The sequence below is a fragment of the Xanthocytophaga flava genome (assembly GCF_030068545.1).
Lineage (GTDB): Bacteria > Bacteroidota > Bacteroidia > Cytophagales > 172606-1 > Xanthocytophaga > Xanthocytophaga flava.
Genome location: NZ_JASJOR010000001.1, coordinates 175,061 through 198,532 on the forward strand (window position 1 = coordinate 175,061; position 23,472 = coordinate 198,532).

The following is a 23,472-nucleotide window of genomic DNA, read 5'->3' on the forward strand; positions in this document are numbered from 1 at the left end:
CTATTTAACTATACCACCGCACAAATCTATTTATGAAAACTTTTTACAAAGCTTGTTTTAAAGCTTTATTTCTGATTACTCTTTTCAGTATCATCTCCTGTAAAAAGGATGATCCAGAAGCGCACAAAGAACCAGATGTATATGTGGCAGGTGTAGAAGCCACAAATAAGGGAGGTTTTGCCAAATACTGGAAAAATGGAGTAGGTACATTTTTATCAGATACATCATCTCAAGACTATGGTTCTGAAGCCAATTCTATTTTTGTCTCTGGCAAAGATATTTATGTAGCCGGACGTAAATTTACTAAAGAGGGTAATATGGCTGTTTACTGGAAAAATGGACAGGAAGTTATTCTTTCTGAAAAAAATGCCATAGCCAGTTCTATCTATGTTTCTGGTAAGGATGTCTATGTAGCAGGGAATGAAAGTACTTTTCCTGTCTATTGGAAAAATGGCCAACGTATGACTTTATATAAAGATAAAGAGATTCAGGGGATTGCTAGTTCAATTTATGTTTCAGGCAATGATGTATATGTATCTGGAGTAGAATATACCTCATTGGGTGCTGTTCCAAAATATTGGAAGAATGGACAGGCTGTGACCTTACAGCGGGGACAAGAGAGCCGTTCCGGGGGACGGACTATATTTGTAGTAGGTAACGATGCCTATGTGGCAGGGTCTACAATAGAATACCAGGGCGAAACAAAGGCGCTTCGATACTGGAAAAATGGAGTTGCAACTGAACTAAATGACATTGGCTCTATGGATGAGACCAATTGTATATTTGTATCTAACAATGACGTTTATGTAGGTGGGTTTTATTATGATTTTAATAAATGGCGAGGGTTTGGTTGTTATTGGAAGAACGGAAATCGAATTGATGTTTCTGAGAATAAAACGTCAAATACAGTTACCTCTATTTTTGTCTATAAAGGAGAAGTATATACTTGTGGTATTATAATAGATGGTATTGAAAGAGCTGCTTACTGGAATAACAAGAAAGAAATTATTTTATCTTCTGTGCCTAAGAATTCTAGTGCTCGCTCCATTTTTGTAACTAATTAAACAAGTGTCCTTTAAATAAAGAAGCTACTTAATTGTCTTTTACATACCAATAAATACCATACAATTCTTATGAAAGTCAGAAACCGTAAATCAAAAAACAAACCCCAACCCATCACAGTAGAACGCAATCCAGACTCTGTATATGCTCACATCCGGAAAGCTCTTACTAATAGCTCATACCGAAGGGAAAAAGACAAGGTAGAAGAGTTTTCTCTTGATTGATATTCTCTTCATTGTAATTTATCAATGGCCACTGGGCTTATAGGAAGATAAATTCCCCAATAAATAAGCTTTAGCAAACTGTGGCTTAAACTTATAATTCACATTTGTAGTAGTGAAAGATGCAAAGTATTGATAACGGAAGAACCATTTTCCAGGAATCTTTTGGCAAAGTAGAAATTATCATTCCATACAAGAAAAACTGGTTTACCATACTATTCCTGATAGTCTGGCTGGGAATATGGGTAAGTGCAGAGCTTGCTGCAGTTGCATGGGTTATCAATGGTGAACGTGATCTGACACTAGTATTCAGTCTTTGCTGGCTAGCAGGGTGGACTATTGGGGGCTTATCTGCAATAAGAACACTGGTATGGATGGGTATAGGCAAAGAGATCATAACCTTAGAACAAGGAGTAATCACCATTCGTAGGAAAGGACTATTATTGGCTAAAGCTAAAGCTTATTATCTTAATGAAGCCAAACATTTCCAGGTTCTGCATCCTGATACAGAACCTGATAACAAATTGGGAAGGTTGCAAAATCCTTTTGAGGCATATAATGCAGGTATGATCCGCTTTGATTATGGAATGGAAACAGTCAAGTTTGCAGAGAATATTCATGAAGCAGAGGCAGAATATATTTTAGCCAAACTAAAAGACAAAAAACTGCTTACTGATAAAAACTTCACGTACGAATACTGAATCCAGGTAGCCTTTCTTTATAGGCTTATCTCATACAAGTTTTATTATGTCAGAAGTAAATAGCGAAAAAGAGAATGTAATGCGGTTGTTACTCTCCGGTCAGGAGAAGAATATTGAACTGGGATTGACACTAGTTGACTCGCTGCAAGTTGATCTTACAGATTTGAGGCAAGATATGGACATCTTGTTTGATTGGTATTCAATGTATAAGGACCTCTCTTTTAGTGAAAAAATACTGGCAACCGCCTCTATAACAGGAATAATAAGTCGTTCAATTGGTAAGCCTCCATCCCAAATTCAATACCTGGTAAATGCAGAATATATACACTTCATGGATGTTCAACTAAATCAATTCCCAAAAGAGATTAGTAGTATTTCTGCCCTGAAATCTTTAGAATTATGTAATGCCCAATTGATTTCAGTACCCCCAGAAATTGGAAACCTACCCAACCTCTATCACCTACGTTTACCATATAATTTATTGACAGAATTACCTGTAGAAATTGGTAAGCTCACAAAATTGATGACCTTAGATTTGGAACAGAATCAATTCACTGAAATATCAACTGCTATTAATAAGCTTTCAGAACTATTAACATTGAATTTATCCCGTAATCAATTGACAAGGTTGCCCATCGGGATTAGCAATCTTACTAAACTAAACGACTTATTTTTAGACAATAATCAATTCAGTGAGTTATCGTATGAAATCAGTAGTCTTTCTGAATTACGTTGCCTCAGTTTATCAGGAAATAGATTCACTATATTTCCTGTGGAGCTACTAAGTCTATCTCAACTAGAAGGTCTTAATATATCAAATAACCAGTTAACAGAATTTCCTATGCAAATATCAAGTCTTTCTAAACTCGAAAGACTTGATATCTCAAATAACCAGTTGACAAAACTACCTTGTGAAATTGGGAATCTTACCAGTCTGATACAATTACATTTAGTCAATACCCAATTGACGGAATTACCCGCTGAAATTGGCAATCTTTTTGACCTGAACTATCTATATTTAGACAATAACAAACTTCGCTCACTTCCACCTGAAATTGCCAAACTAAGTTGTTTGTCAACTTTATCATTAGAGAATAATCAAATCTCATTTAAAGAGAGAGATAATATCGAATCCTGGCTGCCTAACTGTGAGATTAAATTTTAGTAAAATACTATGTCAGAAGCTAATAGCGAAAGAGAGAATGTAATGCGGCTGCTACAATCCGGCCAAATAGAGAGTATTGAATTAGGATTACAAATCAGCAAGTCACTAAAGATTAATTTGAGCGATGTTAAACAGGATATGGAAATCTTGTTTAAGTGGATTGGGAAGTACAAGAATATTTCTTTTAAAGAAAAGCTTTTCAAGTCCCTTACAATCAAAAATATTGACGCCTCGAATAACAGATTAACGGATGTTCCATCTCAGATCAAGTACCTGACCAATTTGGAAACATTAAATTTGAATACCAATAGTATTGCATCCCTGCCTCAGGAACTATATACACTCACCAAACTGAATGATCTCAACTTAGGTAGTAATCATTTGACTTCCATTGATCCAGCAATTGGAAATCTGCATAACCTCATTCGTTTAACTCTTGAGGATAATTACTTAGAAATATTACCACCAGAGATTGGTAATTTGACACAACTTACTGAACTTTATCTCAGTACCAATAAATTCACTCATATCCCCCATCAAATCGGAAACCTCACTCAACTTGACTTCCTGGATCTGACTGTTAATGAGCTTCAATCAATACCTCCTGAAATTGGCAAACTGACCAACTTAGCTAATCTACATTTAGGAACTAATCAAATAAAATCTATACCTATAGAAATATTCAATCTGACTAATCTTATTGAATTTTCTATTGATCATAATCCAATAGGTGAACTACCTCCTGAGATCAGCAATCTGACCAAACTAATAGGTTTAGTTCTGCGAAATAGTGAGTTAACCTCACTTCCTTCACAAATTGGAAAAATGAAAAAACTTGGAGTTCTATCTTTAGAGAGCAATCAACTTACACACTTACCTTCAGAAATTAGCAATCTTACAAATCTTAGACACTTGTATATAAAGAATAACAGAATCATAGCTGAAGAAAGAAAGAAGATCAAATCCTGGTTACCCAATTGTGAGATTAATTTTGAGTAAACACCATGTCAGAAATAAATAGTGAAAAAGAGAATGTAATGCGGTTGTTACTCTCCGGTCAGTTGGAGAGCATCGAACTAGGATTAGCACTGGCAGATTCACTACAGATTGATATAACAGAGTTCAAAAACGATATTGACATTATCTTTGACTGGTTTAATATCGGAGATCGTTTTATTGACAAGTTTGACCCTACTATTTCCTGGGCGGATAGATATACCTCTAAAAGTGAGTTTCCTTTTCATAAGAAACTTAGGACAGTAACCCTAACAAAAGAAATTTACTTAAAAAAACGTAATCTAGCATCTATTCCTGCCCAAATTAAGTATCTGGTAAATCTGGAAGCGATGGACCTACATAACAATCAACTCACAGAACTACCTATTGAGATCACAACACTACACAATCTTAGAAAATTACGCCTATACAGGAATCATTTTTCAGTATTTCCTGCTGAAATCTGCAAAATGATTCAGCTTACTGAGTTAAATCTGGGGTATAACCAAATAGACTCAATACCAGCGGAAATTGCTAATATGACCAATTTGGTGTCTTTAGATCTCAATAATAACCAAATAAAGTCAATACCAACAGAGATTGCCAACCTCACTAGTTTGAAAGGCTTATATCTACGCAATAATAAGTTAACTAACTGGCCATCTCAGATCAATACAATGACTCTGCTTCAAGCAATAGATTTAAGTGAAAATCCACTACAAAGTATACCTGCTGAAATTGGAAATTTCACGGAGCTTGAAGTATTACAACTCACTTCTATCAATCTCACATCTTTACCTACTGAAATAGAAAAATTAACCAAACTTACTTATGTAGCATTGTCAAGAAATCAATTTCAATCATTGCCAACCGAACTTTTGGTATCGAATAAAGACATTCATCATCTGGATTTAAGTCATAACCAACTCAAATCTGTTCCAGATCACCTCTTTGACCTTACCAAACTGCAAACTCTCTATTTAAACGACAATCAACTGGAATCTATCTCCGAAAAAATTGGCAATCTGACCATGCTTGAAGAACTTCTCCTGAAGAATAACCAACTACAATCTTTACCCTCTCAAATAACTAGCTTGACCAAGTTAGAACTGCTTTCAGTAAATGGTAATCCCTTTTCTAAGGAAGAATATAAATGGATCAATGAGTGGGGTTCTAATAACATAGGAGATTTCTATTAAAGCAACAAAGTATGTCAGCAATAAAAAGCGAAAAAGAGAATGTAATGCGGCTGCTTTACTCCAGCCAAATGGAGAGTGTCGAATTAGGATTAGCACTGGCCGATTCACTACAGATTGATATAACAGAGTTCAAGAATGACATTGAACTGCTTTATAATTTGGTAGCAAAGGACGAAACAAATTTGGCCGGAAAACTATTAAAAATTAACACATTAACAAATCTTGACTTATCAGGTAAAAATCTAGGTACAATACCTAACCAACTTAAACATATTACAAATTTAGAGATAGTACAATTAGAGGGTAATAATATTCAAGTCCTTCCACCAAATCTAAGCAGTCTGCATAATATTGTATTTCTAGGTCTAGGAGAAAATAAACTTACTATTTTACCAGCAGAAATTGGAAGCTTAACTACACTTGGCGGTTTAAATCTCGAAAACAATCAGTTATCCACATTACCTCCAGAAATAGGTAATCTAACAGAGTTAAAACAATTAGATCTAAATAATAATGAAATTAAAACTCTCCCCCAGGAGATTCAACGACTTACCAAATTGTCTTATTTAGACCTATCACATAATAAGCTAGAAGACTTATCTACACCAGTTACAAACTTGAGATCTCTTACTTCTTTAGATTTAGAGTATAACTCATTAACTTTTTTACCTTCCTCCATAGAAAATTTATCTGAATTAAGGAAATTAAGTCTACACAATAACAAAATCACATACTTGTTACCTCAAATTGGAAAACTCACAGAACTTGAATTTCTCTCTTTAGATCACAATCATCTAGTTTCACTACCTGAAGAAATCAAAAACTGTAAGAAGTTACGTCAATTAAGGGTAAAATTTAATCCCTTGCCCATAGAAGAACAAGAGAAGATCCGCTCTTGGCTACCAAACTGCAGTATTTTATTTTAATAAAATATTCCAATCAAAAAGAGTAGATTTGCAGTATAAACTATACTACTGCCAGCTTAAAGAGTAAAGTAAAAGTAAAAATCCAAGTAGTTAAAGCAGATTATCTAATCCACCAACAAGTAGGCGAAAACAAAGGCGACATGCATCAAAACATTGACAATGAGCCTAAAAAAAAATGAAGATAGTTATATAAGGGCACATCTACCCATTTTGAAAAGGGGCGCAATAGTAGGTCTTATTCCTGGCAAAAACAAAGAGAAAATCATATATATCACTATTTTATTTGTTACTTCACTGAAACACAGAAAGAAACATTCCTACAGACTTTAGAAAAGAATAGTACTCCTTAAATCCCCCTTATTTCCATAATTATTGCATTTTTCAAACATTTGCGATAAGTTTGAATCCTGTTAAAAAAACAGGCACAAAAACGAACCACAAATATGACCCCGATTATGAGCCTAGACTTTTTCACGGAGGCTGTCTCGCTACGTTAAGCAACATCAAGGATGAAAGAGATTAAACTATACAAATCTCCTCTAAAAGTATTTAAGCTTGTTTTACCATGCTTAAGTATTGTTCTTTTTGGGATTTGCCTTATTACTTTTACGGATGGCCCTACTTGGCCAGGTTGGTTGTCTGTTTGTTTTTTCGGCATAGGGTGTTTGGCTGGATCATTTCATTTATTGGATAGAAGACCCCAAATCATTATTAATGCGGAAGGCATTTGTGACCAAACTAACAAAAAGGGCCTTATTAGCTGGATAAGAATTAAGGATGCATATCTAACCAATATTCAAGGTCAAACAAATATTCGTTTAGTATTGGATGAACCCTTTACCTATTCCCCCAGAACCGGGAAGCCGTATAAAGATTTGAAAAACAATACAAAAGAGATGGGTTTGCAAGAGTTACCTATTAGGCTAAGATTCATAAAAGTTGATGAATTAAGACTAATGGAGTTCATTGTTGCTATGGCAAAAGCAGAAAGTGGTAAAAGAGAAGAACTATTAAAGACGTTGCTTAACACGACTCACTAACGTCAACCGGTCTTGCCTCACCACACTGCTTAATTCAAATTTTAATATGGAACACTTGTTTGAAAAATTATCTGTTAAACAACAAGCAAAATTTGATTCAATGGTCTTCAATGGAAGAAGGTTAGAGGCTGTGAAAATAATAAAGAATTCTTTAGACATCATCCTACCTGACTCTACTGATGTACTTTACTGGAGATTTGATATACTTAAAGGATTCAGGAGAGAGGGCTTTAAAGAACGTTATTTTCTTACTACATTTGTGACAAGGACTCAGAAGTGGCGGAATTGGAAGACGCCCTCCTGGAGGAGGTGAGAGCAAAACAAACAGTCTCTCATGCAGGTTCAAGCCCTGCCTTCTGTACCTAACCGTATTATAAAAGCCCAACATAACAGTTGGGCTTTTTCGTTATAAACCAACATCAATCTGTATCTTTTTAAGCTTTTACGATTCTTCATATCTACCATGATGAAAACTACTTTAATATGTTCCTCCCCACTCTTATCGCTAAATGATATGATAGCTGGCCATAGGATTGTCCTTGAGGCTCCTATGATGTTCAAGTGGAAGGGTTTGTCATCATCGAGCCATCTATAATTATTTTGTGCTACTACTTTTTACAGCAAAGATCTGCAATATCGTGTCATGAAACATATTTTATTAACACTCCAAAGGTATAGTACAAATAAGCTAGCTTTAATTATAGTGCACGGCTAGGATCAATGCTATTTTACTCTTCCTTTTTATAGTAAATTTTAGGACAGACTTGATCAGTTTACTTTAGCATCCTGTTTTATCAACTTAGCCTATTCTTTTCTCGAAAAGAATAGAAATATTACAATTATCTCTTAAATTTGAACTTAGCCAACAATAGCTTGCCCTATTTCCCAATGCAGTATTTAGTTCATTACAAATACATGGTACTTTTCAAAGAAAAGGCCATATTGAAAATCAGGAGACATGAGAAGGTTCTATCTAGTGTTTTTGGCAAGCATACCCTTAATTACCTGTCTGGGACAAACACCTGCAATAGACAGTCTGATAAGGATTTTTCCAACTATCAAATCCCAGGAGTACAAAGAATATTTCAGTAACTTTGACAAGCAAGTATCTGAACTTCCATTAAACAAGGCGCTTTCTACTATTTCTTTAGTAAAGAAAACTCCTCCTCATAAGCAATCCCTTCTCCTGGAATACTTCTTTAATATCTCTTTATATCGTACCTACACAAAACATAAAAAATATATCCTCGCAGACAGTCTGCTTCAGCAAAATCTGATCTATACCCGACAACAAAATTTACCTATCTGGGAGGCAGAAACATTCTATGAGCTTGGATACCTTTATACAGAATTGTATAAATACCCGGAAGCAGTTCACTATTTAGAGCAATCTGTCAGGTTATTTCTGCAGGAAGGATGGCAACAGCGAGCATCCACCATACTCTATGACATGGGTTCTACCTGTTATAATTTAAATGAAACACAAGGCTGTGCTGATTATATTAAACGAGCTTTACAGATTGGAAAAGATTCGCTCTTCCATGTTTATCAAGCCAGTGGAAATAACACATTGGGGTTATTAAAATCCAGGGATAAACAATACAATGAAGCTATTTCTTTTTATAGAAAGGCATTAAAGATTGCAATGTACGCTAAAGATTCTGCCTGGATTGGTATAACACAAGGAAGCATAGGCCAATGTCTGGTAATCCTGAATAAACCCGATGAAGCCTTACCTTATTTGCAAAATGCATTGAGAATTAGTAAAAAATATGACGATCAACCCTCTACTACCCGATCGTATACTGAGTTGGGAAACACTTACAGAAAGAAACAGAATCTATTACTGGCCCGGTTTTACTATCATCAGGGAATAGAATTTGCAAAAAAAACAGGAAATAATCAGGTTTTGAGAGATCTGTATTATAATCTCGCTTATACTTATAAAGAAAATAATCAGCCAGATAGTGCCTTTATTTACCTTGAATTATATAACAGGATTAGCGAATGGGTGTCTCAACAAAACCAGCAAATCGAAATAGCAAAAGCTCAGTCATCCTTTGATCTGCAGAAGAAACAACAACAAGTAAATAAGCTTCTTGATACGCAACAACGCAACAAACAGATTACTATATTTATATTCATCGTATTGATTTTAGTGGTAATTATATTGATTACTCTTTTGCGGGTTAGGCAAAAGGTAAAAATCAACAAGCTGTTAACCTCACAGAAAGAAACGCTACAAGAGAAAACAAATCTTTTGGAAATACAACAACAACAAATTGAGCAACAACGCGATTTGTTGTCTTTACAAAATAAACAGTTACAGGAAAGTCAACAGATTATCTCTTGTCAGAACAAAGAGATTCAACAGAAGAATCAAAATCTGGAAGAACAAATCCGAATCCGGACTCAAAAACTACAAGAAAACAACCGACAACTTAAAGATTTTGCGTTTATCACTGCTCATAACCTACGCACACCTGTTGTCCAGATATTAGGACTAGGACAGTTACTCAGTATGCCCGACAATGAAACAGAAGAAGAAGAACTTTACTTAAATAAAATAATAGAAGTAACTGGTAAACTGGATCTGATTGTTAAAGAAATGAATGACATTCTCACCAATGAATTACCTGACAATTTAAAGGACTAGTCATACACAAAATTCACCTGATCATTGTAGCGGCGCTTTTTGTAATCCCACCATACTTTACACAAGTATATGTACTCAAGTTAAGTAAAAAGCTTGACATGGTTTAAAGACTCTATTCTTTAAGTCAAATCCACTATAAGATTACTTTCAAATAAAATATTTCAATCAAAAAGAATATATTTGCAGTATAAACTATACTATTACCAACCTAAAGAATAAAAATAAAAAAAGTAGAGTAAAAATAAACTGAAAGATAAACATCCAGTTCATAAGAGAATATTATTTGATACATCAGGAAGTAAGTACAAACTTAGTAGACAGGTATTAAATCACTGGTAATTAGCCTAAAAATTGGCTTATAAAAAACGCTCCACAATGAAAATTCCTTTAAAGATTCTATTTTGGGCTTTAGGCGTTTTTATTGGATTACTCATTTTAATACTACTTTATCTAGAGAAGTCTAATAAACCCCAAATAGTTATCAATACTCCCAATCAATCCAAATTCACCATTCAGGATAGTATACTATTTGATTTGAGTATTGATAAGATTGTAATAGATACAGTAAAGGCGCAATTTTGGCATAGATCAAAAGCCGAAATGGTTCCTGATACCTTGATTGGAAATAAGCTTACTGTTTACTTCAGTATTTCTAATCCTTATGATAAAGCATATGATGTTACAGTAGCTGAAGTATACGGAATAACCTCCTGCGCTATTAATGATTTTACTTCCGTTTATGGTGGGATACCTCACTATGATCGACTAGGCATACCTTACTTTCCTAGCTCAAAGGTTTTAGACTCTCAAGGAAAAGAATCATGGAAATGGAAATATTCTCAAGGACATCTGGTACCATTTGAAGCAAAACAAACCAGGAGCTTCCATTTTTCTTTTAAACCAATAGCCAGAGAAGTAGAAACTGTTGAAATCTATCAGATAGCAACTTGGAACATACGAAATGCAACAGGAACTACTAACTTCATATGGTTCACTATTGATATGAAAAAAGGTAAAGTAATAAAGAAATATCTGCTCGAGTATGATAGAAATGATGAAACAAAACCATGTCAATTAATTAATCAACCTTGATATCTTATTGGGGTGGATTCTCAAATAGTCTATTCCTTAATGACAGCACACCATCCTGCAATAATCATTTATGACAGAAATAAGAATTTGCAAAAAATGCGCCAGTATGTTGAGAGAGCATGAAGCTGACTCTTTGTGTGATACCTGCAAGTTTCCCTACTGGTTTAAGCAGTTGCCTACTGAGCTTCAAACACAAATTGACTCGATGATTTTTGCCAATGATAATAAGCTATTCGCCATTAAATTGATGAAGGATTATTTGAAAATCAGATTATATGATTCTAACGACCTGTTGAGATGGAGATTTGAGCTATTAAAAGAGTCCAGTATCGACAAGTTCACCTGTGATCCGGATACATTCTGGGATGGATTCTACACATTGTAAGCTACCTATTCCTAACAATCATCTATTCCAAAAGTGGAAGACGCTCCATTATACTCAACCTATAAACACCTCTATTAGAGTAAACCATTATCGAGAGCAATCAATAAAAAGCACTCGTGAGTAAACTATTTGTACTTAGAATGAAACACATAAAGAATATCCTCAAGTTTATTTTCTACATGTTCTTATGTCTGCTTATACCAGTTACATGTATGAGGTTCTTCGGACTAGATAAAATAGATCACAGAGAAACACATAACCGAGAAACACCAGTCCTTGCTATTATTAAAGATAGTGCCCGTGTAGTAGTTGTAAACAATAGAATTGCCATCAAAAAATTCCCGCACCTGACCGAAGATAACATATGGATACAGCCTGGTGAAACCATTGAAGTGCAAGGCTATGATCCCGAATCGAAGTTCTATCCCATCCTCTACAGGGGACAACAACGATTTATATTTTATTCAATGCTGCAACAAGCAGAAGCCAAGGCATTAAAGTAAGGCTTCACACCTTTTTATATAAGATACTATGACTTTTCACCCTCCCACCAAACCATTGGTTCTATACCTAGCCATTAGCTGCATTATCTTAAGCTTTACCTCCTTCAAATCCAAAACGGAGCCTGATGTGTATGTGGTTGGCAGAGAGGGAAGTAGTGCTGTGTATTGGAAAAACGGAATAAAAACAATCTTAGCAACAGTATCAGTTGATGCAATACCCACTAATATCTATGTTGCAGGAAAAGATGTTTATGTAACCGGAGCCACATGGAATATTACAGGTTACGGGACTGCAAAATATTGGAAAAATGGACAGGAAGTAGCTCTTTCTGATGGGCAAACGATGGCTATTGCTCGTGATATATTTGTCTCTGGAAAAGATGTCTATGTAGTTGGATCTGAGTGGAACGGAAACAATAACGTAGCTAAATATTGGAAGAATGGGAAAAGTATTAACCTTACAAACAGTATGGAAGATGCTTCAGGAATGTGTCTCTATGTAGAAGGAAAAGATATATATGCAGGAGGTCATGAAGCCAACACATTTAAAGAGAAGAAATCTGTAGCAATAGGTAAATATTGGAAAAATAGCAAAGCAACAAGTATCTCTACGAATGATACCTGTGAGTCTATGATCATTGATATTTATGTATCACATGGAGATATCTATACAACAGGTTATGCTACTCAAGGAAAGAAACAAGTGGCCAAATACTGGAAAAATGGACAGGCTGTTAATCTTACAGATGGCACTTATGACGCTATAGGGCTCTCAATACTGGTACACAACAAAGATGTCTATGTTTGTGGGCAAGAAAGTGGAATTGCTAAATACTGGAAAAATGGCAAACCCGTTACAATTACAGATGTTAAATCTTCCTCTAGCGCCTCCTCGCTATTTATTGAGGGAGAAGATGTATATGTAGCTGGAGTAGAATATAGTGGTCCTAAACAAGTAGCCAAATACTGGAAGAATGGAGTGGAAACACAACTCACTGATGAAAAATCGAATATTAGGGTGTCTTCAACCTTGATTGTCAAATAACGCACTTAAACAAGTATCCTCATAATAAAAAGCCCACTTGCTTGTCTTTGGCATACCAATAAATACCATACAACTCTTATGAAAGTCAAAAACCGTAAATCAAAAAACAAACTCCAACCCATTACTGTAGAACGCAATCCGGATTCTGTATATGCTCACATCCGGAAAGCTCTTACTAATAGCTCATACCGAAGGGAAAAAGACAAGGTAGAAGAGTTTTCTCTTGATTGATAAAGTGAAAGGCTACCTTATCCAGGTAGCCTTTCTTTATAGGTTTATCTCATACAAGTTTTATTATGTCAGAAGTAAAAAGCGAAAAAGAGAATGTAATGCGGCTGTTACTCTCCGGCCAGTTAGAGAATATTGAACTGGGCTTAACGCTGGCCGATTCTCTACAAGTTGATATAACAGAGTTCAAAAACGATATTGAGTTTTTGCACGAATGGTCATCAGATATATCCCTAAAAAGCAAAGACTTATCATTTCAGGAGAAAGCAGTAGAAATATACAGCAAAGATCTGGTATATCTCCCCCATAAAAACCTAACAACTATTCCATCTCAAATTCAGTATTTCAAAAACGTAACTAAGTTCGACTTATCAAATAACAACCTTACAAGACTATCATTTGAAATAACAATGTTGGCTAAACTGGAAATCATTTCTTTAGGCAACAATCAACTAGAATTATTTCCTGTAGAGATTACTAAACTTTCTAACCTACAATTACTGGTATTAACGAGAAATAAAATTAAGTCATTACCTTTTGAAATAACAAACTTAGAAAAATTAGAATCGTTAGTATTAATCAATAACCCTATCTCAGATTCCGAAATGGAGAAGATCAAATCCTGGTTACCTAACTGTGAGATTAAATTTTAGTAAGTACCATGTCAGAAGTAAAAAGCGAAAAAGAGAATGTAATGCGGTTGCTACAATCCGGCCAAATGGAGAGTATTGAATTAGGCTTAGCACTGGCTAATTCGCTACAGATTGATATAACAGAATTCAAGAATGATATTGAGATTGCATTTGGTTTAATTTCTGAAAGTCAAAATATTCCGATCAGTGAGAAAATATGGAAGATACAAGAAAGTAAGGAAGTAGATTTATCAAAACGAAACTTAACCGATCTTCCATCTCAGATCAAATATTTTACAGACCTTACTACATTATATATAGCGAACAATACATTAACTCGCTTTTCAACTGAAATTGGGTCTTTGGTCAAATTAGACTATCTGTATGCCCCAAACAATCAATTAAAGTCTCTTCCATTTGAAATCGAAAACCTTATAAACTTGAGTTATCTTAATGTAACAAATAATCAGCTCACATTCATTCCTGACCAGATTTCTAAATGTGTTAACTTGACAGAGCTAAAATTAGACAACAATCAATTATGCTCGCTTCCTGATAAATTGTCCCATTTATCTAAGCTAGAAATTCTATCTTTAGGCGAAAACCTATTTCATTTATTCCCACTAGAGATAGCTAAAATTACAGGCCTAGAAGTATTAAATTTCCAGAATAATCGTTTAACAACAATTCCTGAAGAACTTTATAACCTTACCCAATTACATACACTCTCCCTAGATGCCAATCAGCTTGCTTCCATTTCTGGAAAAATCAGCAAATTGACTCAATTAGTAAGATTAAGTCTAGATGAAAATCTGTTACGCTTTATTCCTGATGAAATTGGCGAGTTGAAACTACTTGAGGTATTATTCTTAGATTCAAATCAGCTTAGTTCTATTCCTGGTCAAATTGGTAATCTTCGTTATCTGGCACACCTTTATATTTCAGATAACCAATTACAAGAGCTTCCCATAGAGCTCTTCCAATGTACAGAATTATACAGGTTCCATATAAATAACAATCAACTGAGTTTCATCCAGCCTGAAATAGAAAATTTTGAAAAGTTGCAAGAGCTACAATTAGCAGGAAACAATCTTACTTCTCTCCCACCTGAAATTGCAAAGCTGACTAGGTTAAACCTATTATCATTGAAGAATAACCCAATCCCAGATTCGGAGAAAGAAAAGATTAAATCCTGGCTACCTAATTGTAAGATTATTTTTGAGTAAATACTATGTCAGAAGTAAAAAGCGAAAAAGAGAATGTAATGCGGTTGCTACAATCCGGCCAAATGGAGAGTATTGAATTAGGATTAGCACTGGCTGATTCACTACAGATTGATATAACAGAGTTCGCAAAGGAGATTGATGAAATATATGATTGGATTGCCAGGATTAATACATGGAATAGGACTCCACTCCCTACAATCGAAAAAATAGATAAGCTCTTATCTGAAATATTTCTATCTCATTCGGGTGAGCATGTTTTCACAAACTTTGTAAAAATATCTCATATGCCTAAAGGAATTAAGTATATGACCAATCTGACCTCTATAAATCTTTCCTATAACCAGATTGTGGAACTACCTGCTGAAATTGGCTTCCTTACCAATCTGCGAGAGTTATATCTGGATTATAATTTAATAGAAGCTCTTCCCGACACAATCGGAAATTGCTACAATCTGGACGAATTACATTTAGAAGGAAACCACTTGCATACATTACCTGTAACAGTTGGTAACCTGACTCAATTAGAAACTTTAAATCTTGGTAAAAATCAGCTGCAATCTATTCCAGCCACAATAGGAGATTGCATACAATTATTTCATCTAAATTTAGCAGACAACAAACTTAGTTCTTTGCCAATAGGAATTAACAAGTTAAAGAACTTGTATTATTTATCGGCAGAAGGAAATCCTCTGGGTTCTTTATCTCCAGAGATTGGGGAACTAACAGGACTTATGAAGTTATACTTAGCAGAGACACAACTAGATAAACTACCAGTAGAGTTTTTCAATTTGCGTGGTTTAGATGTTCTGGATCTTGGAGGTAATCAATTAACTTCATTATCTCCAGAAATTAGTAAGCTAGGCTATCTCACTTCATTAGGCTTAAGAAAGAATCCAATTTCAGACACCGAAAGAGAAAAGATCAAGTCTTGGCTACCCCATCGTGAGATTAATTTTTAGTAAATACCATGTCAGAAATAAATAGCGAAAAAGAGAATGTAATGAGACTGCGTCTTTCAGGACAGTAAGAAAGCATACAATTGGGATTAGTTATTGCAGAAGCTTTGCAACTTGATAGGGAGATTAAGCAAGATATTGATATAGCCTTAAATTGGTTCATACATCAAATGCAGTCTTCCATATAGAGAAAGCTACACGCTATACATAAAGTAAAAAATGTAAACTTGTCGGGTCAAAACTTGACATCTATACCTTCTCAGATTCAATACATGATAGATATGCAATCCCTGGATTTATCAGACAATTAACTAGCTCGACTACCTCCTAAAATCACGAATTGTGTTAACCTTACAATTTTGAATTTGATAGAAAATCCGATCTGCATTGCCGAATTGCGAAATTATATTTGAATAATACCTCCAGCAAAACAATGAATTTGTATAATACCTGTTAAGCCAAAAGAAAAGCCACCGGATTATGGTGGCTCAATATTTGGTTATAAAGTAAGTATTTATGCTGTATAATCGACATTGGGATTAAACTCACCTACACCTTTTGGATTTGCACCATATTCATTAGTACCATATGTACCATCGGCAAATAAAAGAAATAAGCCATAGAAAGGTATAAGTATGAAAAAACCTGAGTTGCCCAGATCGTGACATCTTTTAACAGATTGAGCAAGGAGTATCCAAATGGCAGGAATAAGCAGAATTAAAACTATTCCACCTACAGCTTCACTAAAACCTCCAATAAGTGCACAACCAAGCAAGAATAAAATTCGAGTAAGTCCATACTCAAGCCTTCTGATACGACCTTCAAATGAGAAAATATTTTGAAACATAGTGTTTGAGTTTATAGTAGTTTTGTAGAATTATCTGTATATACTATAAACGTTGTGACTGTAACACAGCCATTGAGGGCTCATTATGTAAGAAAAAATCTACCAATGAAGTTATCTCGTAATTTATTTTCCTTTGAAACATCTGCAATCCCACTTTTAATAGCTACGTCTGTTTATATTTTCCTATTGACTACCTATCATACCTCTACTCGAATAGATTCTTCTATGAATACTGTGGAGAAATAAGGTAGAATCTAATTTTGCTATTCAATATCTAATTCGTTAGATCAAAAGGAAACTTACAATGGAGAAATACAACAATCCACTTGTGACAGGTATTATTATTGTAGAGTGTACAAATATTGATCTTGAAGAACTACCTAATAGAATCCATCTATCTGCAAAACCTGGCTTATTTTGCACGAAATTATTCTAAAAACAAAAAAATTATTTCAATTAAAATCAAGCCATAAACAACAAACAAGTTACTAAATAAAGAACTCAGCATTTATTGTTTTTGTCCTATGTTTCATTCTAGTCATTTTATTATTTGTTATGGACTTTATTTCCAATACTCTGTATGCAGGCTTACGAACCGGAAATTTTGTTGAATCCGGTATTAGTGATAGTAACTTTAAACCCTATGCGAAAGTAATTTCCTCGAAACCAAGTCAGATAGAAACGCTACCTGATTATCAACTGGAAACTTATTCTGAGCATGAAGAGAAAAAACATATCTGGCGGAATAAACAGGAAATACAGGGAATACCTTTGAACAGGCAAATTCTGGAGTCAACAAATTTTAAGATTTTAAATGAGAACTATGTAAACAGCCTGAGGGAAGAGTGTCAGGGATTTGGTATTATCAGTGAAGTTTGGGACAAACTATCCACGTCTCAAAACAGCCTTGTCACAATTTTTAAAATAGAATTTACATTAGATGGGACACACTATCCATCAAGATATGTATCATTAAAAGAACCCGTCTCTGTAATGACTAATAACCGATACAAAGACCTGTTTGGTGGATGGGATGCACAAACATTTATGAATAACACATTTGATGTTGGAGAAATTCATGTGCTTCAAAACCTATATCTCCACTTAACAAAAGAAGAACTTGAGACACACAGGTTAGAAGAAGAAAATTTTTATCTTCAGCCTATATAAATAGGTTGGATAATGCATGATAATGAAAGTTGATGCCGCCATTCTATTAAAGAATAAAATATTAGTGGTGAAATTTATCACAACCTGAACAAAACCTGAATTTCACATCTGATAGATCATAACTAATCAGACCACATACCAAACATTGAATTCCTTCTGTTTTCCTGTCAGGAGCTACTATAAACTGATAAGATAGAGATGTTTGTTGGCATATCTTTTCATAAATGATCTTTTCTGTTTCCATGACTTCAGTTTGTTGAATAATTTTCCAAAACTGCTTGTGGCTTGTAAATACTGAACTGGTCAACTACAAATAGCACCCTTGCCAGAATAGGTAGACTAATCTGGCATTAGAGAAAATACCATTTGGTAGTTGGATCAATATAGTTGATAGCTAGCTGGAGGATCGGAATGGGACCGATTTGTGCAAGGTCATTCTACAATAATTGTACCTCACGAATCTGCAAGCTACTTCATACAAATGTAGATATAAAAGTATCTTGGTAATAGCCATTAGTATTAGTATCTGAAGCTGATTATAGTTCAGTAAGTAAAGTATAACCGTGTAGTTTTAATATAGGCAGCAGTAGAAAAATTTCCCCAAAATTTTATAAGACTAGTCTCATACTACTCAGATTGGCGTGTAGTAATAATTATACATGCAATACTTTTCTATCGGACTCGATTCATACCATACGTATCTCAAAATGAACCAGGTTTAACCTCATAAACCAGGCAACTTTGAGTCAATCTTCATGTGAAGGCAAACAAGCAATAAAGCTCAGGCATCGTTTTTGTATTTTTACTACTTATTAATTAAATGTTTGGAAAAAATTCTTTGTTACCCCAGGCAGGCATGTTACTCTGTAGCATGCCTGCCTTATTATTGAACTGTTATCTTAAAGTTCGCATCTGTTATATCTCTGTTAAGACTTATTTCCTGTGTTTCTCATTCCCCTCTCTTTGCTTAAATTTAAAACCTTATCTATCATCATATAAGCTGACGCAAACATACTGCCATGCAGTTTGTCTGCATTCCCTCACGATCACTTTGTAATTTTAGCGGCAGGCATGTTACCTTGTAACATGCCTGCTTTTATTTTGGTAAAAGGGTAGCAACTTTGTGTAAACTTTTGAATTTTACAATGGTTGAAAACAATTCACTAAACGTATATGTCAGAAGCAAGCAATGAAAGAACGAATGTGATGCGATTACTACAATCGGGACAACTGGAAAATATTGAACTAGGACTGACTCTAGCAGAATCGCTTCTAATTGATATTGAAGAATTTAAAAATGCCATTGAGCTTCTATTTGAGTGGCTTGCGCCAGAAAGAAGGTTTATGCCTCCAAGAGACTTCTCTTTCACAGAAAAACTTCACAAAGTTACTACCGCAACAGAAGTTTATCTGGACAAGTGTGACCTCACCTTTATTCCAGTGCAGATTAAGTATATGACAAAGCTGGAAACACTAAAAATATTTAACAACCACATTACTGCCTTACCTATTGAAATTACCTCATTAAAAAACCTTATTGAACTGTATCTGGATAATAATGAGTTAACCACCTTCCCTCCCGAAATCTGCAAGATGACTCAACTGATTGATATAAGTCTGAGCTATAACCAAATAGATTCACTTCCTATAGAAATTTCAAATCTAGCCAATTTAAGAAGATTACATTTAGAGAGTAACAAACTAACATCCTGGCCTTCACAAATCAATAATTTGATTCAATTGCAGGGATTAAACTTAGCAGCAAACCGATTGAGGTTTATTCCTCCTGAAATTGGAGAGTTGATTCAGTTGCAACACTTATCTCTTGATAATAACCGACTCAAATCCATCCCGTTGGAAATTGGAAACTGTATACAATTGGAATATTTGTCTTTATCTTCTAATCGTATTAGCGGCATACCATCCACGATTGGGAATCTTACAAACCTGGATAGTCTCAATATCAGTCGAAATCCATTAAAATCTCTTCCAAATGAGATTGGGGAGCTAAAAAATCTAAGTGCATTACAAATAGAGGAAACAAAACTACAACAACTCCCTGAAACAATTGGAAGCCTCTTAGAACTACAAGACCTAGGTATACAACTGGCCCAGTTAAAGACACTTCCTTCTGAAATAGGTAACCTCATGAATCTTAAACGATTGGATCTAAACTATAATCTTTTACAAGAATTGCCAGACGAAATCAGTAGACTGAAAAACCTGGAATTATTAAGTTTACTGGATAACCCTATCACAGATTCAGAGAAAGAAAAGATTAACTCATGGTTATCCGGTTGTGATATTAGATTTGAATAACGGCATTGAACAGATTATCATTCGTTTTATATTAATGAGATACACAATGAACAATTTGTTAAAGTTTCTCTCCCAAAATGGAGTATTTATAAGTTCAATTTTATACTTTTAATTCCGATCTGTCCCCAACCAGCAAATTACAATTCGTATTTATCCTCCTTCTAGTATACTTTTTTGGAGATAACATTTCATTCCATATTCACGTTAAAAAATACTCTTCACTGGTTCTTTCCTATTGTCTGCAATTAGTGATCTGATTTTTCATCTTTTACCTTTTCCCAAACACTTATATAAAAGCGTATATTCAACAGTTGATATGGCAAACAAGCTTTATTTTTTTCTCATTTACATGGGGATGATCATGTATAGTTGTACAGACAATACATCAACAAAACATACTACCACTGCAGAACCTAAACCAGATTTCGCTACTATACAATTGCCACAAACCTGGAAGCAGGTCCCTGATACGGGAATGGTAGCAGATTCTGCCCTGGTTAGTCATTTCCATTTGCAACCTGATACAGCTGGCTCAGATCCGGAATGGAAAATCATCGGCAAGATAGATAATCCAAAGTGGTATGGGTTATTATACACATATCACGATATTGATGCTTCAGAGCTACGTCTGGCTACTTATTCGCTTTCAGATAGTTTATTAAGTGATATTGCTCTGATTCAGGACAAGGTAGTAGGTATTCTCACAATGGGTACTTTTTCCGCCATTATAGATCAGAAATATGCCATTAGTATTAATGAACGAGTAAAAAGTATGGCATCTGAAACAGACTCAACTATTATTTCAGATGAACAAACTGAGAAAAAATTTCAGGTCGTAGACAATGGTTTGATAAAACTTATTACCAATACATCTGCGAATAACGTTACAGAAGCCGCCACGCATCCGGAAGAGGAACAAGAAGGGGCTTTTTATAAGGAATACCACTATGAGTCAACAGGCACGTCGGATGTATTTATTTACACAATTATGGGGCAGGAAAAAGAGAAACACTACTATTTTGAGAATAAGGAAGGAGCACAACGCAACCTTGATTTTATTGGAGCAACAAAAAACAAACCTGACAATTATGAATTCAAATTAGACGGAAAGAAAGTGTCTGCCCAATTTGAAGAATATACTCAGGATGGAGAACTTTCTATTCCTCAACGCATTGTGTTTGCTTATGCTTCAGGTCAAAAGCAAGTATTTACACTGACCCAATAGATTATTGGGTCAGTCAATCAATAATTTATATTTTACTCTCCCGTTCTGCATGATGTGTTTTTTCATGCTGTACTATACTTTTGTATTGCATCCGGTAAAGCTGAGCATAGTAGCCATCCAGCAACAACAATTCTTCATGCGTCCCCTGCTCTTTTATCTCACCTCTATCTAATACAATAATCTTATCGGCATTCTGAATGGTACTCAATCTGTGTGCAATTACAATAGAGGTACGACCCTGCATCAGTGTCTGAATGGCATCTCCTATCATCTCCTCAGTCTCACTATCTACAGAAGAGGTTGCTTCATCCAAAACAATAATTTTAGGATCATATACCAATGCTCTTACAAAAGAGATTAACTGACGCTGCCCTACAGAAAGAGTAGCACCTCGTTCCATTACATTATATTGATATCCTCCAGGTAGTTTCTCGATAAAAGAATGAGCACCCACCAGTTTTGCAGCATTCATAACCTGCTCCAACGAAATAGCAGGGTTTCCCAAGGTGATATTATTCAGAATGGAATCTGAAAATAAAAATACATCCTGAAGCACCACACTAATCTGACTGCGTAATGCATTTAATTCATATTCTTTAAGATCTATTTCATCTACCAGTATTCTGCCACTATTGATATCATAAAATCGGCTCAAAAGGTTAATTACTGATGATTTTCCAGCCCCAGTAGCACCTACCAATGCAACCGTTTGTCCTTTCTTTACCTCAAATGAAATACCTTTCAGCACATAATTCTCCTCATTGTAGGCAAACCAGACATTATCAAATGCTACATTTCCCTGAATGGAATCTGGAGTAATCTTACCCAGATTAGGAATGTATTCTTCGCTATCCAATAATTTCACAATACGCTCTGTACTCACAATACCCATCTGTAATGTATTGAATCGATCTGCGATCATACGTAAAGGGCGAAAAAACATTGAGATATACATGATGAAAGCAATCAATGTACCCAATGTTATATGTTCAGCCAACACACCTTTCGCACCATACCATACCAATAATCCGGTACAGCCGGCAGCAATTACCTCTGCAACAGGAAAATAAACAGAATAATACAATACCGATTTAAGGTTTGCCCGACGGTGCTCCCTGTTTATTTCTTCAAACTTCTTATACTCAGTTGCTTCGCTGTTAAAGATCTGCACAATACTCATCCCTGTAATATGTTCCTGAACAAATGAATTGAGATTGGCTACAGCTGTACGCACTTCATTAAACGATTCTTTGATTTTTTCCTTGAACACATAGGTTCCCAGAAACATAAAAGGCAATATAGACAAACTTACCAGAGTCAAACGCCATTCGGTATAAAACATAATAGCCAGAATACCCACTATCTGTAGTAAGTCTCCAGCAATAGCGGCAATACCCTCACTGAAAACATCTGCCAATGTTTCTATGTCAGATATAGTACGGGTTACCAATCTACCGATAGGTGTGTTATCGTAGAATTTAAGTCGTAGATCCAATAGATGCCGATATAACTTAATACGTATATCCCGGATAATATTCTGCCCCAGCCAACCCGAAAGATACGTATTACAATATTGAATAATGGCCTGGCTAAATAGTATAGCAACCATAATCAATACCATTTTAGTGAGTCCCTGATAATCCATTCGTAATATATAATGGTCTATTGTATATTGAATTAAAAGGGGCATGACAGGGCCTATAACAGCCAATAACATAATTAAAATAACCAGTATGACAAAGTATCCCATATATGGCTTCATAAAGCCATATAAACGACGCAGAATCACCATGTCAAAAATTTTACCGCTTTTCTCTTCTAGCTGCATTAGTAAAAAATATTAGTATTGATCAAACACATATGTTTACTCTAACCGAT

22 protein-coding genes and 1 tRNA gene are annotated in these 23,472 nt (G+C 35.0%); 21 read left to right on the forward strand and 2 right to left on the reverse strand.

Annotation, left to right across the window (positions count from 1 at the left end):
* Nucleotides 1–32 precede the first annotated feature (32 nt).
* From QNI15_RS00750 to QNI15_RS00835, 18 genes are all read left to right on the forward strand, one after another.
* A complete protein-coding gene (locus tag QNI15_RS00750) occupies nucleotides 33–1,064 on the forward strand; it encodes a hypothetical protein (RefSeq protein ID WP_313999639.1) in 1,032 nt (343 codons plus the stop codon).
* A gap of 69 nt (nucleotides 1,065–1,133) precedes the next feature.
* A complete protein-coding gene (locus QNI15_RS00755) occupies nucleotides 1,134–1,286 on the forward strand; it encodes a hypothetical protein (RefSeq protein WP_313999641.1) in 153 nt (50 codons plus the stop codon).
* Nucleotides 1,287–1,405: 119 nt separating this feature from the next.
* The gene (locus QNI15_RS00760) at nucleotides 1,406–1,984 is read left to right on the forward strand and encodes a hypothetical protein (RefSeq protein WP_313999643.1); all 579 of its coding nucleotides are present in this window, start codon (nucleotides 1,406–1,408) and stop codon (nucleotides 1,982–1,984) included.
* Nucleotides 1,985–2,030: 46 nt separating this feature from the next.
* Entirely contained in the window at nucleotides 2,031–3,149 is a 1,119-nt protein-coding gene (locus tag QNI15_RS00765; RefSeq protein ID WP_314030035.1) for a leucine-rich repeat domain-containing protein, read from the forward strand.
* 9 nt (nucleotides 3,150–3,158) lie between these two features.
* Entirely contained in the window at nucleotides 3,159–4,148 is a 990-nt protein-coding gene (locus tag QNI15_RS00770; RefSeq protein ID WP_314030037.1) for a leucine-rich repeat domain-containing protein, read from the forward strand.
* A 5-nt stretch (nucleotides 4,149–4,153) separates the two neighbouring features.
* Entirely contained in the window at nucleotides 4,154–5,344 is a 1,191-nt protein-coding gene (locus QNI15_RS00775; RefSeq protein WP_314030039.1) for a leucine-rich repeat domain-containing protein, read from the forward strand.
* 11 nt (nucleotides 5,345–5,355) lie between these two features.
* Nucleotides 5,356–6,270: a leucine-rich repeat domain-containing protein gene (locus QNI15_RS00780; RefSeq protein WP_314030040.1), complete on the forward strand. Its 915-nt coding sequence runs from the start codon at nucleotides 5,356–5,358 to the stop codon at nucleotides 6,268–6,270.
* A 509-nt stretch (nucleotides 6,271–6,779) separates the two neighbouring features.
* On the forward strand, nucleotides 6,780–7,310 hold the full coding sequence (locus QNI15_RS00785; RefSeq protein WP_314030041.1) for an STM3941 family protein: 531 nt from the start codon (nucleotides 6,780–6,782) through the stop codon (nucleotides 7,308–7,310).
* A gap of 271 nt (nucleotides 7,311–7,581) precedes the next feature.
* Nucleotides 7,582–7,671: transfer RNA gene (locus tag QNI15_RS00790), tRNA-OTHER, on the forward strand.
* A gap of 597 nt (nucleotides 7,672–8,268) precedes the next feature.
* Nucleotides 8,269–9,966, forward strand: coding sequence for a tetratricopeptide repeat protein (locus QNI15_RS00795; protein ID WP_313999655.1), 1,698 nt, complete (start codon nucleotides 8,269–8,271; stop codon nucleotides 9,964–9,966).
* 375 nt (nucleotides 9,967–10,341) lie between these two features.
* On the forward strand, nucleotides 10,342–11,058 hold the full coding sequence (locus QNI15_RS00800) for a hypothetical protein (RefSeq protein ID WP_313999657.1): 717 nt from the start codon (nucleotides 10,342–10,344) through the stop codon (nucleotides 11,056–11,058).
* A 106-nt stretch (nucleotides 11,059–11,164) separates the two neighbouring features.
* Complete coding sequence (locus QNI15_RS00805) at nucleotides 11,165–11,443, forward strand: hypothetical protein (protein WP_314030042.1); 279 nt, start codon at nucleotides 11,165–11,167, stop codon at nucleotides 11,441–11,443.
* Nucleotides 11,444–11,655: 212 nt separating this feature from the next.
* Nucleotides 11,656–11,946 (forward strand): hypothetical protein, encoded by a 291-nt coding sequence (locus QNI15_RS00810; RefSeq protein WP_314030043.1) that lies wholly within the window; start codon nucleotides 11,656–11,658, stop codon nucleotides 11,944–11,946.
* Between the two features lie 28 nt (nucleotides 11,947–11,974).
* Nucleotides 11,975–12,991 carry a hypothetical protein gene (locus QNI15_RS00815; RefSeq protein ID WP_313999663.1) on the forward strand — a complete coding sequence of 339 codons (1,017 nt, stop codon included), beginning with the start codon at nucleotides 11,975–11,977 and terminating at the stop codon, nucleotides 12,989–12,991.
* A 78-nt stretch (nucleotides 12,992–13,069) separates the two neighbouring features.
* Nucleotides 13,070–13,222 carry a hypothetical protein gene (locus QNI15_RS00820; RefSeq protein ID WP_313999665.1) on the forward strand — a complete coding sequence of 51 codons (153 nt, stop codon included), beginning with the start codon at nucleotides 13,070–13,072 and terminating at the stop codon, nucleotides 13,220–13,222.
* A gap of 65 nt (nucleotides 13,223–13,287) precedes the next feature.
* Nucleotides 13,288–13,872 (forward strand): leucine-rich repeat domain-containing protein, encoded by a 585-nt coding sequence (locus tag QNI15_RS00825; protein WP_314030044.1) that lies wholly within the window; start codon nucleotides 13,288–13,290, stop codon nucleotides 13,870–13,872.
* A gap of 8 nt (nucleotides 13,873–13,880) precedes the next feature.
* The gene (locus QNI15_RS00830) at nucleotides 13,881–15,077 is read left to right on the forward strand and encodes a leucine-rich repeat domain-containing protein (RefSeq protein ID WP_314030046.1); all 1,197 of its coding nucleotides are present in this window, start codon (nucleotides 13,881–13,883) and stop codon (nucleotides 15,075–15,077) included.
* A 5-nt stretch (nucleotides 15,078–15,082) separates the two neighbouring features.
* A complete protein-coding gene (locus QNI15_RS00835) occupies nucleotides 15,083–16,036 on the forward strand; it encodes a leucine-rich repeat domain-containing protein (protein ID WP_314030047.1) in 954 nt (317 codons plus the stop codon).
* Nucleotides 16,037–16,547: 511 nt separating this feature from the next.
* On the opposite strand, the gene QNI15_RS00840 is transcribed toward QNI15_RS00835, so the two are convergent.
* On the reverse strand, nucleotides 16,548–16,880 hold the full coding sequence (locus QNI15_RS00840; protein WP_314030049.1) for a DUF805 domain-containing protein: 333 nt from the start codon (nucleotides 16,878–16,880) through the stop codon (nucleotides 16,548–16,550).
* A 555-nt stretch (nucleotides 16,881–17,435) separates the two neighbouring features.
* Here QNI15_RS00840 and QNI15_RS00845 point away from each other — a divergent pair.
* From QNI15_RS00845 to QNI15_RS00855, 3 genes are all read left to right on the forward strand, one after another.
* Nucleotides 17,436–18,050, forward strand: a complete 615-nt coding sequence (locus tag QNI15_RS00845; RefSeq protein ID WP_314030050.1) for a hypothetical protein — start codon at nucleotides 17,436–17,438, stop codon at nucleotides 18,048–18,050.
* Nucleotides 18,051–19,223: 1,173 nt separating this feature from the next.
* Nucleotides 19,224–20,369, forward strand: a complete 1,146-nt coding sequence (locus tag QNI15_RS00850) for a leucine-rich repeat domain-containing protein (RefSeq protein WP_314030052.1) — start codon at nucleotides 19,224–19,226, stop codon at nucleotides 20,367–20,369.
* 316 nt (nucleotides 20,370–20,685) lie between these two features.
* Complete coding sequence (locus QNI15_RS00855) at nucleotides 20,686–21,594, forward strand: hypothetical protein (protein WP_314030053.1); 909 nt, start codon at nucleotides 20,686–20,688, stop codon at nucleotides 21,592–21,594.
* A 25-nt stretch (nucleotides 21,595–21,619) separates the two neighbouring features.
* On the opposite strand, the gene QNI15_RS00860 is transcribed toward QNI15_RS00855, so the two are convergent.
* Complete coding sequence (locus QNI15_RS00860; protein ID WP_314003764.1) at nucleotides 21,620–23,422, reverse strand: ABC transporter ATP-binding protein; 1,803 nt, start codon at nucleotides 23,420–23,422, stop codon at nucleotides 21,620–21,622.
* Nucleotides 23,423–23,472: the final 50 nt, after the last annotated feature.

What these genes read in the sequence shown, in the direction of transcription:
- QNI15_RS00785 (WP_314030041.1), top strand. Translation starts at nt 6,780, where the DNA reads ATGAAAGAGATTAAACTATACAAATCTCCTCTAAAAGTATTTAAGCTT.
- QNI15_RS00815 (WP_313999663.1), top strand. Translation starts at nt 11,975, where the DNA reads ATGACTTTTCACCCTCCCACCAAACCATTGGTTCTATACCTAGCCATT.
- QNI15_RS00840 (WP_314030049.1), bottom strand. Translation starts at nt 16,880, where the DNA reads ATGTTTCAAAATATTTTCTCATTTGAAGGTCGTATCAGAAGGCTTGAG.
- QNI15_RS00780 (WP_314030040.1), top strand. Translation starts at nt 5,356, where the DNA reads ATGTCAGCAATAAAAAGCGAAAAAGAGAATGTAATGCGGCTGCTTTAC.
- QNI15_RS00835 (WP_314030047.1), top strand. Translation starts at nt 15,083, where the DNA reads ATGTCAGAAGTAAAAAGCGAAAAAGAGAATGTAATGCGGTTGCTACAA.
- QNI15_RS00760 (WP_313999643.1), top strand. Translation starts at nt 1,406, where the DNA reads ATGCAAAGTATTGATAACGGAAGAACCATTTTCCAGGAATCTTTTGGC.
- QNI15_RS00765 (WP_314030035.1), top strand. Translation starts at nt 2,031, where the DNA reads ATGTCAGAAGTAAATAGCGAAAAAGAGAATGTAATGCGGTTGTTACTC.
- QNI15_RS00825 (WP_314030044.1), top strand. Translation starts at nt 13,288, where the DNA reads ATGTCAGAAGTAAAAAGCGAAAAAGAGAATGTAATGCGGCTGTTACTC.
- QNI15_RS00800 (WP_313999657.1), top strand. Translation starts at nt 10,342, where the DNA reads ATGAAAATTCCTTTAAAGATTCTATTTTGGGCTTTAGGCGTTTTTATT.
- QNI15_RS00850 (WP_314030052.1), top strand. Translation starts at nt 19,224, where the DNA reads ATGTCAGAAGCAAGCAATGAAAGAACGAATGTGATGCGATTACTACAA.
- QNI15_RS00770 (WP_314030037.1), top strand. Translation starts at nt 3,159, where the DNA reads ATGTCAGAAGCTAATAGCGAAAGAGAGAATGTAATGCGGCTGCTACAA.
- QNI15_RS00755 (WP_313999641.1), top strand. Translation starts at nt 1,134, where the DNA reads ATGAAAGTCAGAAACCGTAAATCAAAAAACAAACCCCAACCCATCACA.
- QNI15_RS00810 (WP_314030043.1), top strand. Translation starts at nt 11,656, where the DNA reads ATGAGGTTCTTCGGACTAGATAAAATAGATCACAGAGAAACACATAAC.
- QNI15_RS00795 (WP_313999655.1), top strand. Translation starts at nt 8,269, where the DNA reads ATGAGAAGGTTCTATCTAGTGTTTTTGGCAAGCATACCCTTAATTACC.
- QNI15_RS00750 (WP_313999639.1), top strand. Translation starts at nt 33, where the DNA reads ATGAAAACTTTTTACAAAGCTTGTTTTAAAGCTTTATTTCTGATTACT.
- QNI15_RS00845 (WP_314030050.1), top strand. Translation starts at nt 17,436, where the DNA reads ATGGACTTTATTTCCAATACTCTGTATGCAGGCTTACGAACCGGAAAT.
- QNI15_RS00860 (WP_314003764.1), bottom strand. Translation starts at nt 23,422, where the DNA reads ATGCAGCTAGAAGAGAAAAGCGGTAAAATTTTTGACATGGTGATTCTG.
- QNI15_RS00830 (WP_314030046.1), top strand. Translation starts at nt 13,881, where the DNA reads ATGTCAGAAGTAAAAAGCGAAAAAGAGAATGTAATGCGGTTGCTACAA.
- QNI15_RS00805 (WP_314030042.1), top strand. Translation starts at nt 11,165, where the DNA reads ATGTTGAGAGAGCATGAAGCTGACTCTTTGTGTGATACCTGCAAGTTT.
- QNI15_RS00855 (WP_314030053.1), top strand. Translation starts at nt 20,686, where the DNA reads ATGGCAAACAAGCTTTATTTTTTTCTCATTTACATGGGGATGATCATG.
- QNI15_RS00775 (WP_314030039.1), top strand. Translation starts at nt 4,154, where the DNA reads ATGTCAGAAATAAATAGTGAAAAAGAGAATGTAATGCGGTTGTTACTC.
- QNI15_RS00820 (WP_313999665.1), top strand. Translation starts at nt 13,070, where the DNA reads ATGAAAGTCAAAAACCGTAAATCAAAAAACAAACTCCAACCCATTACT.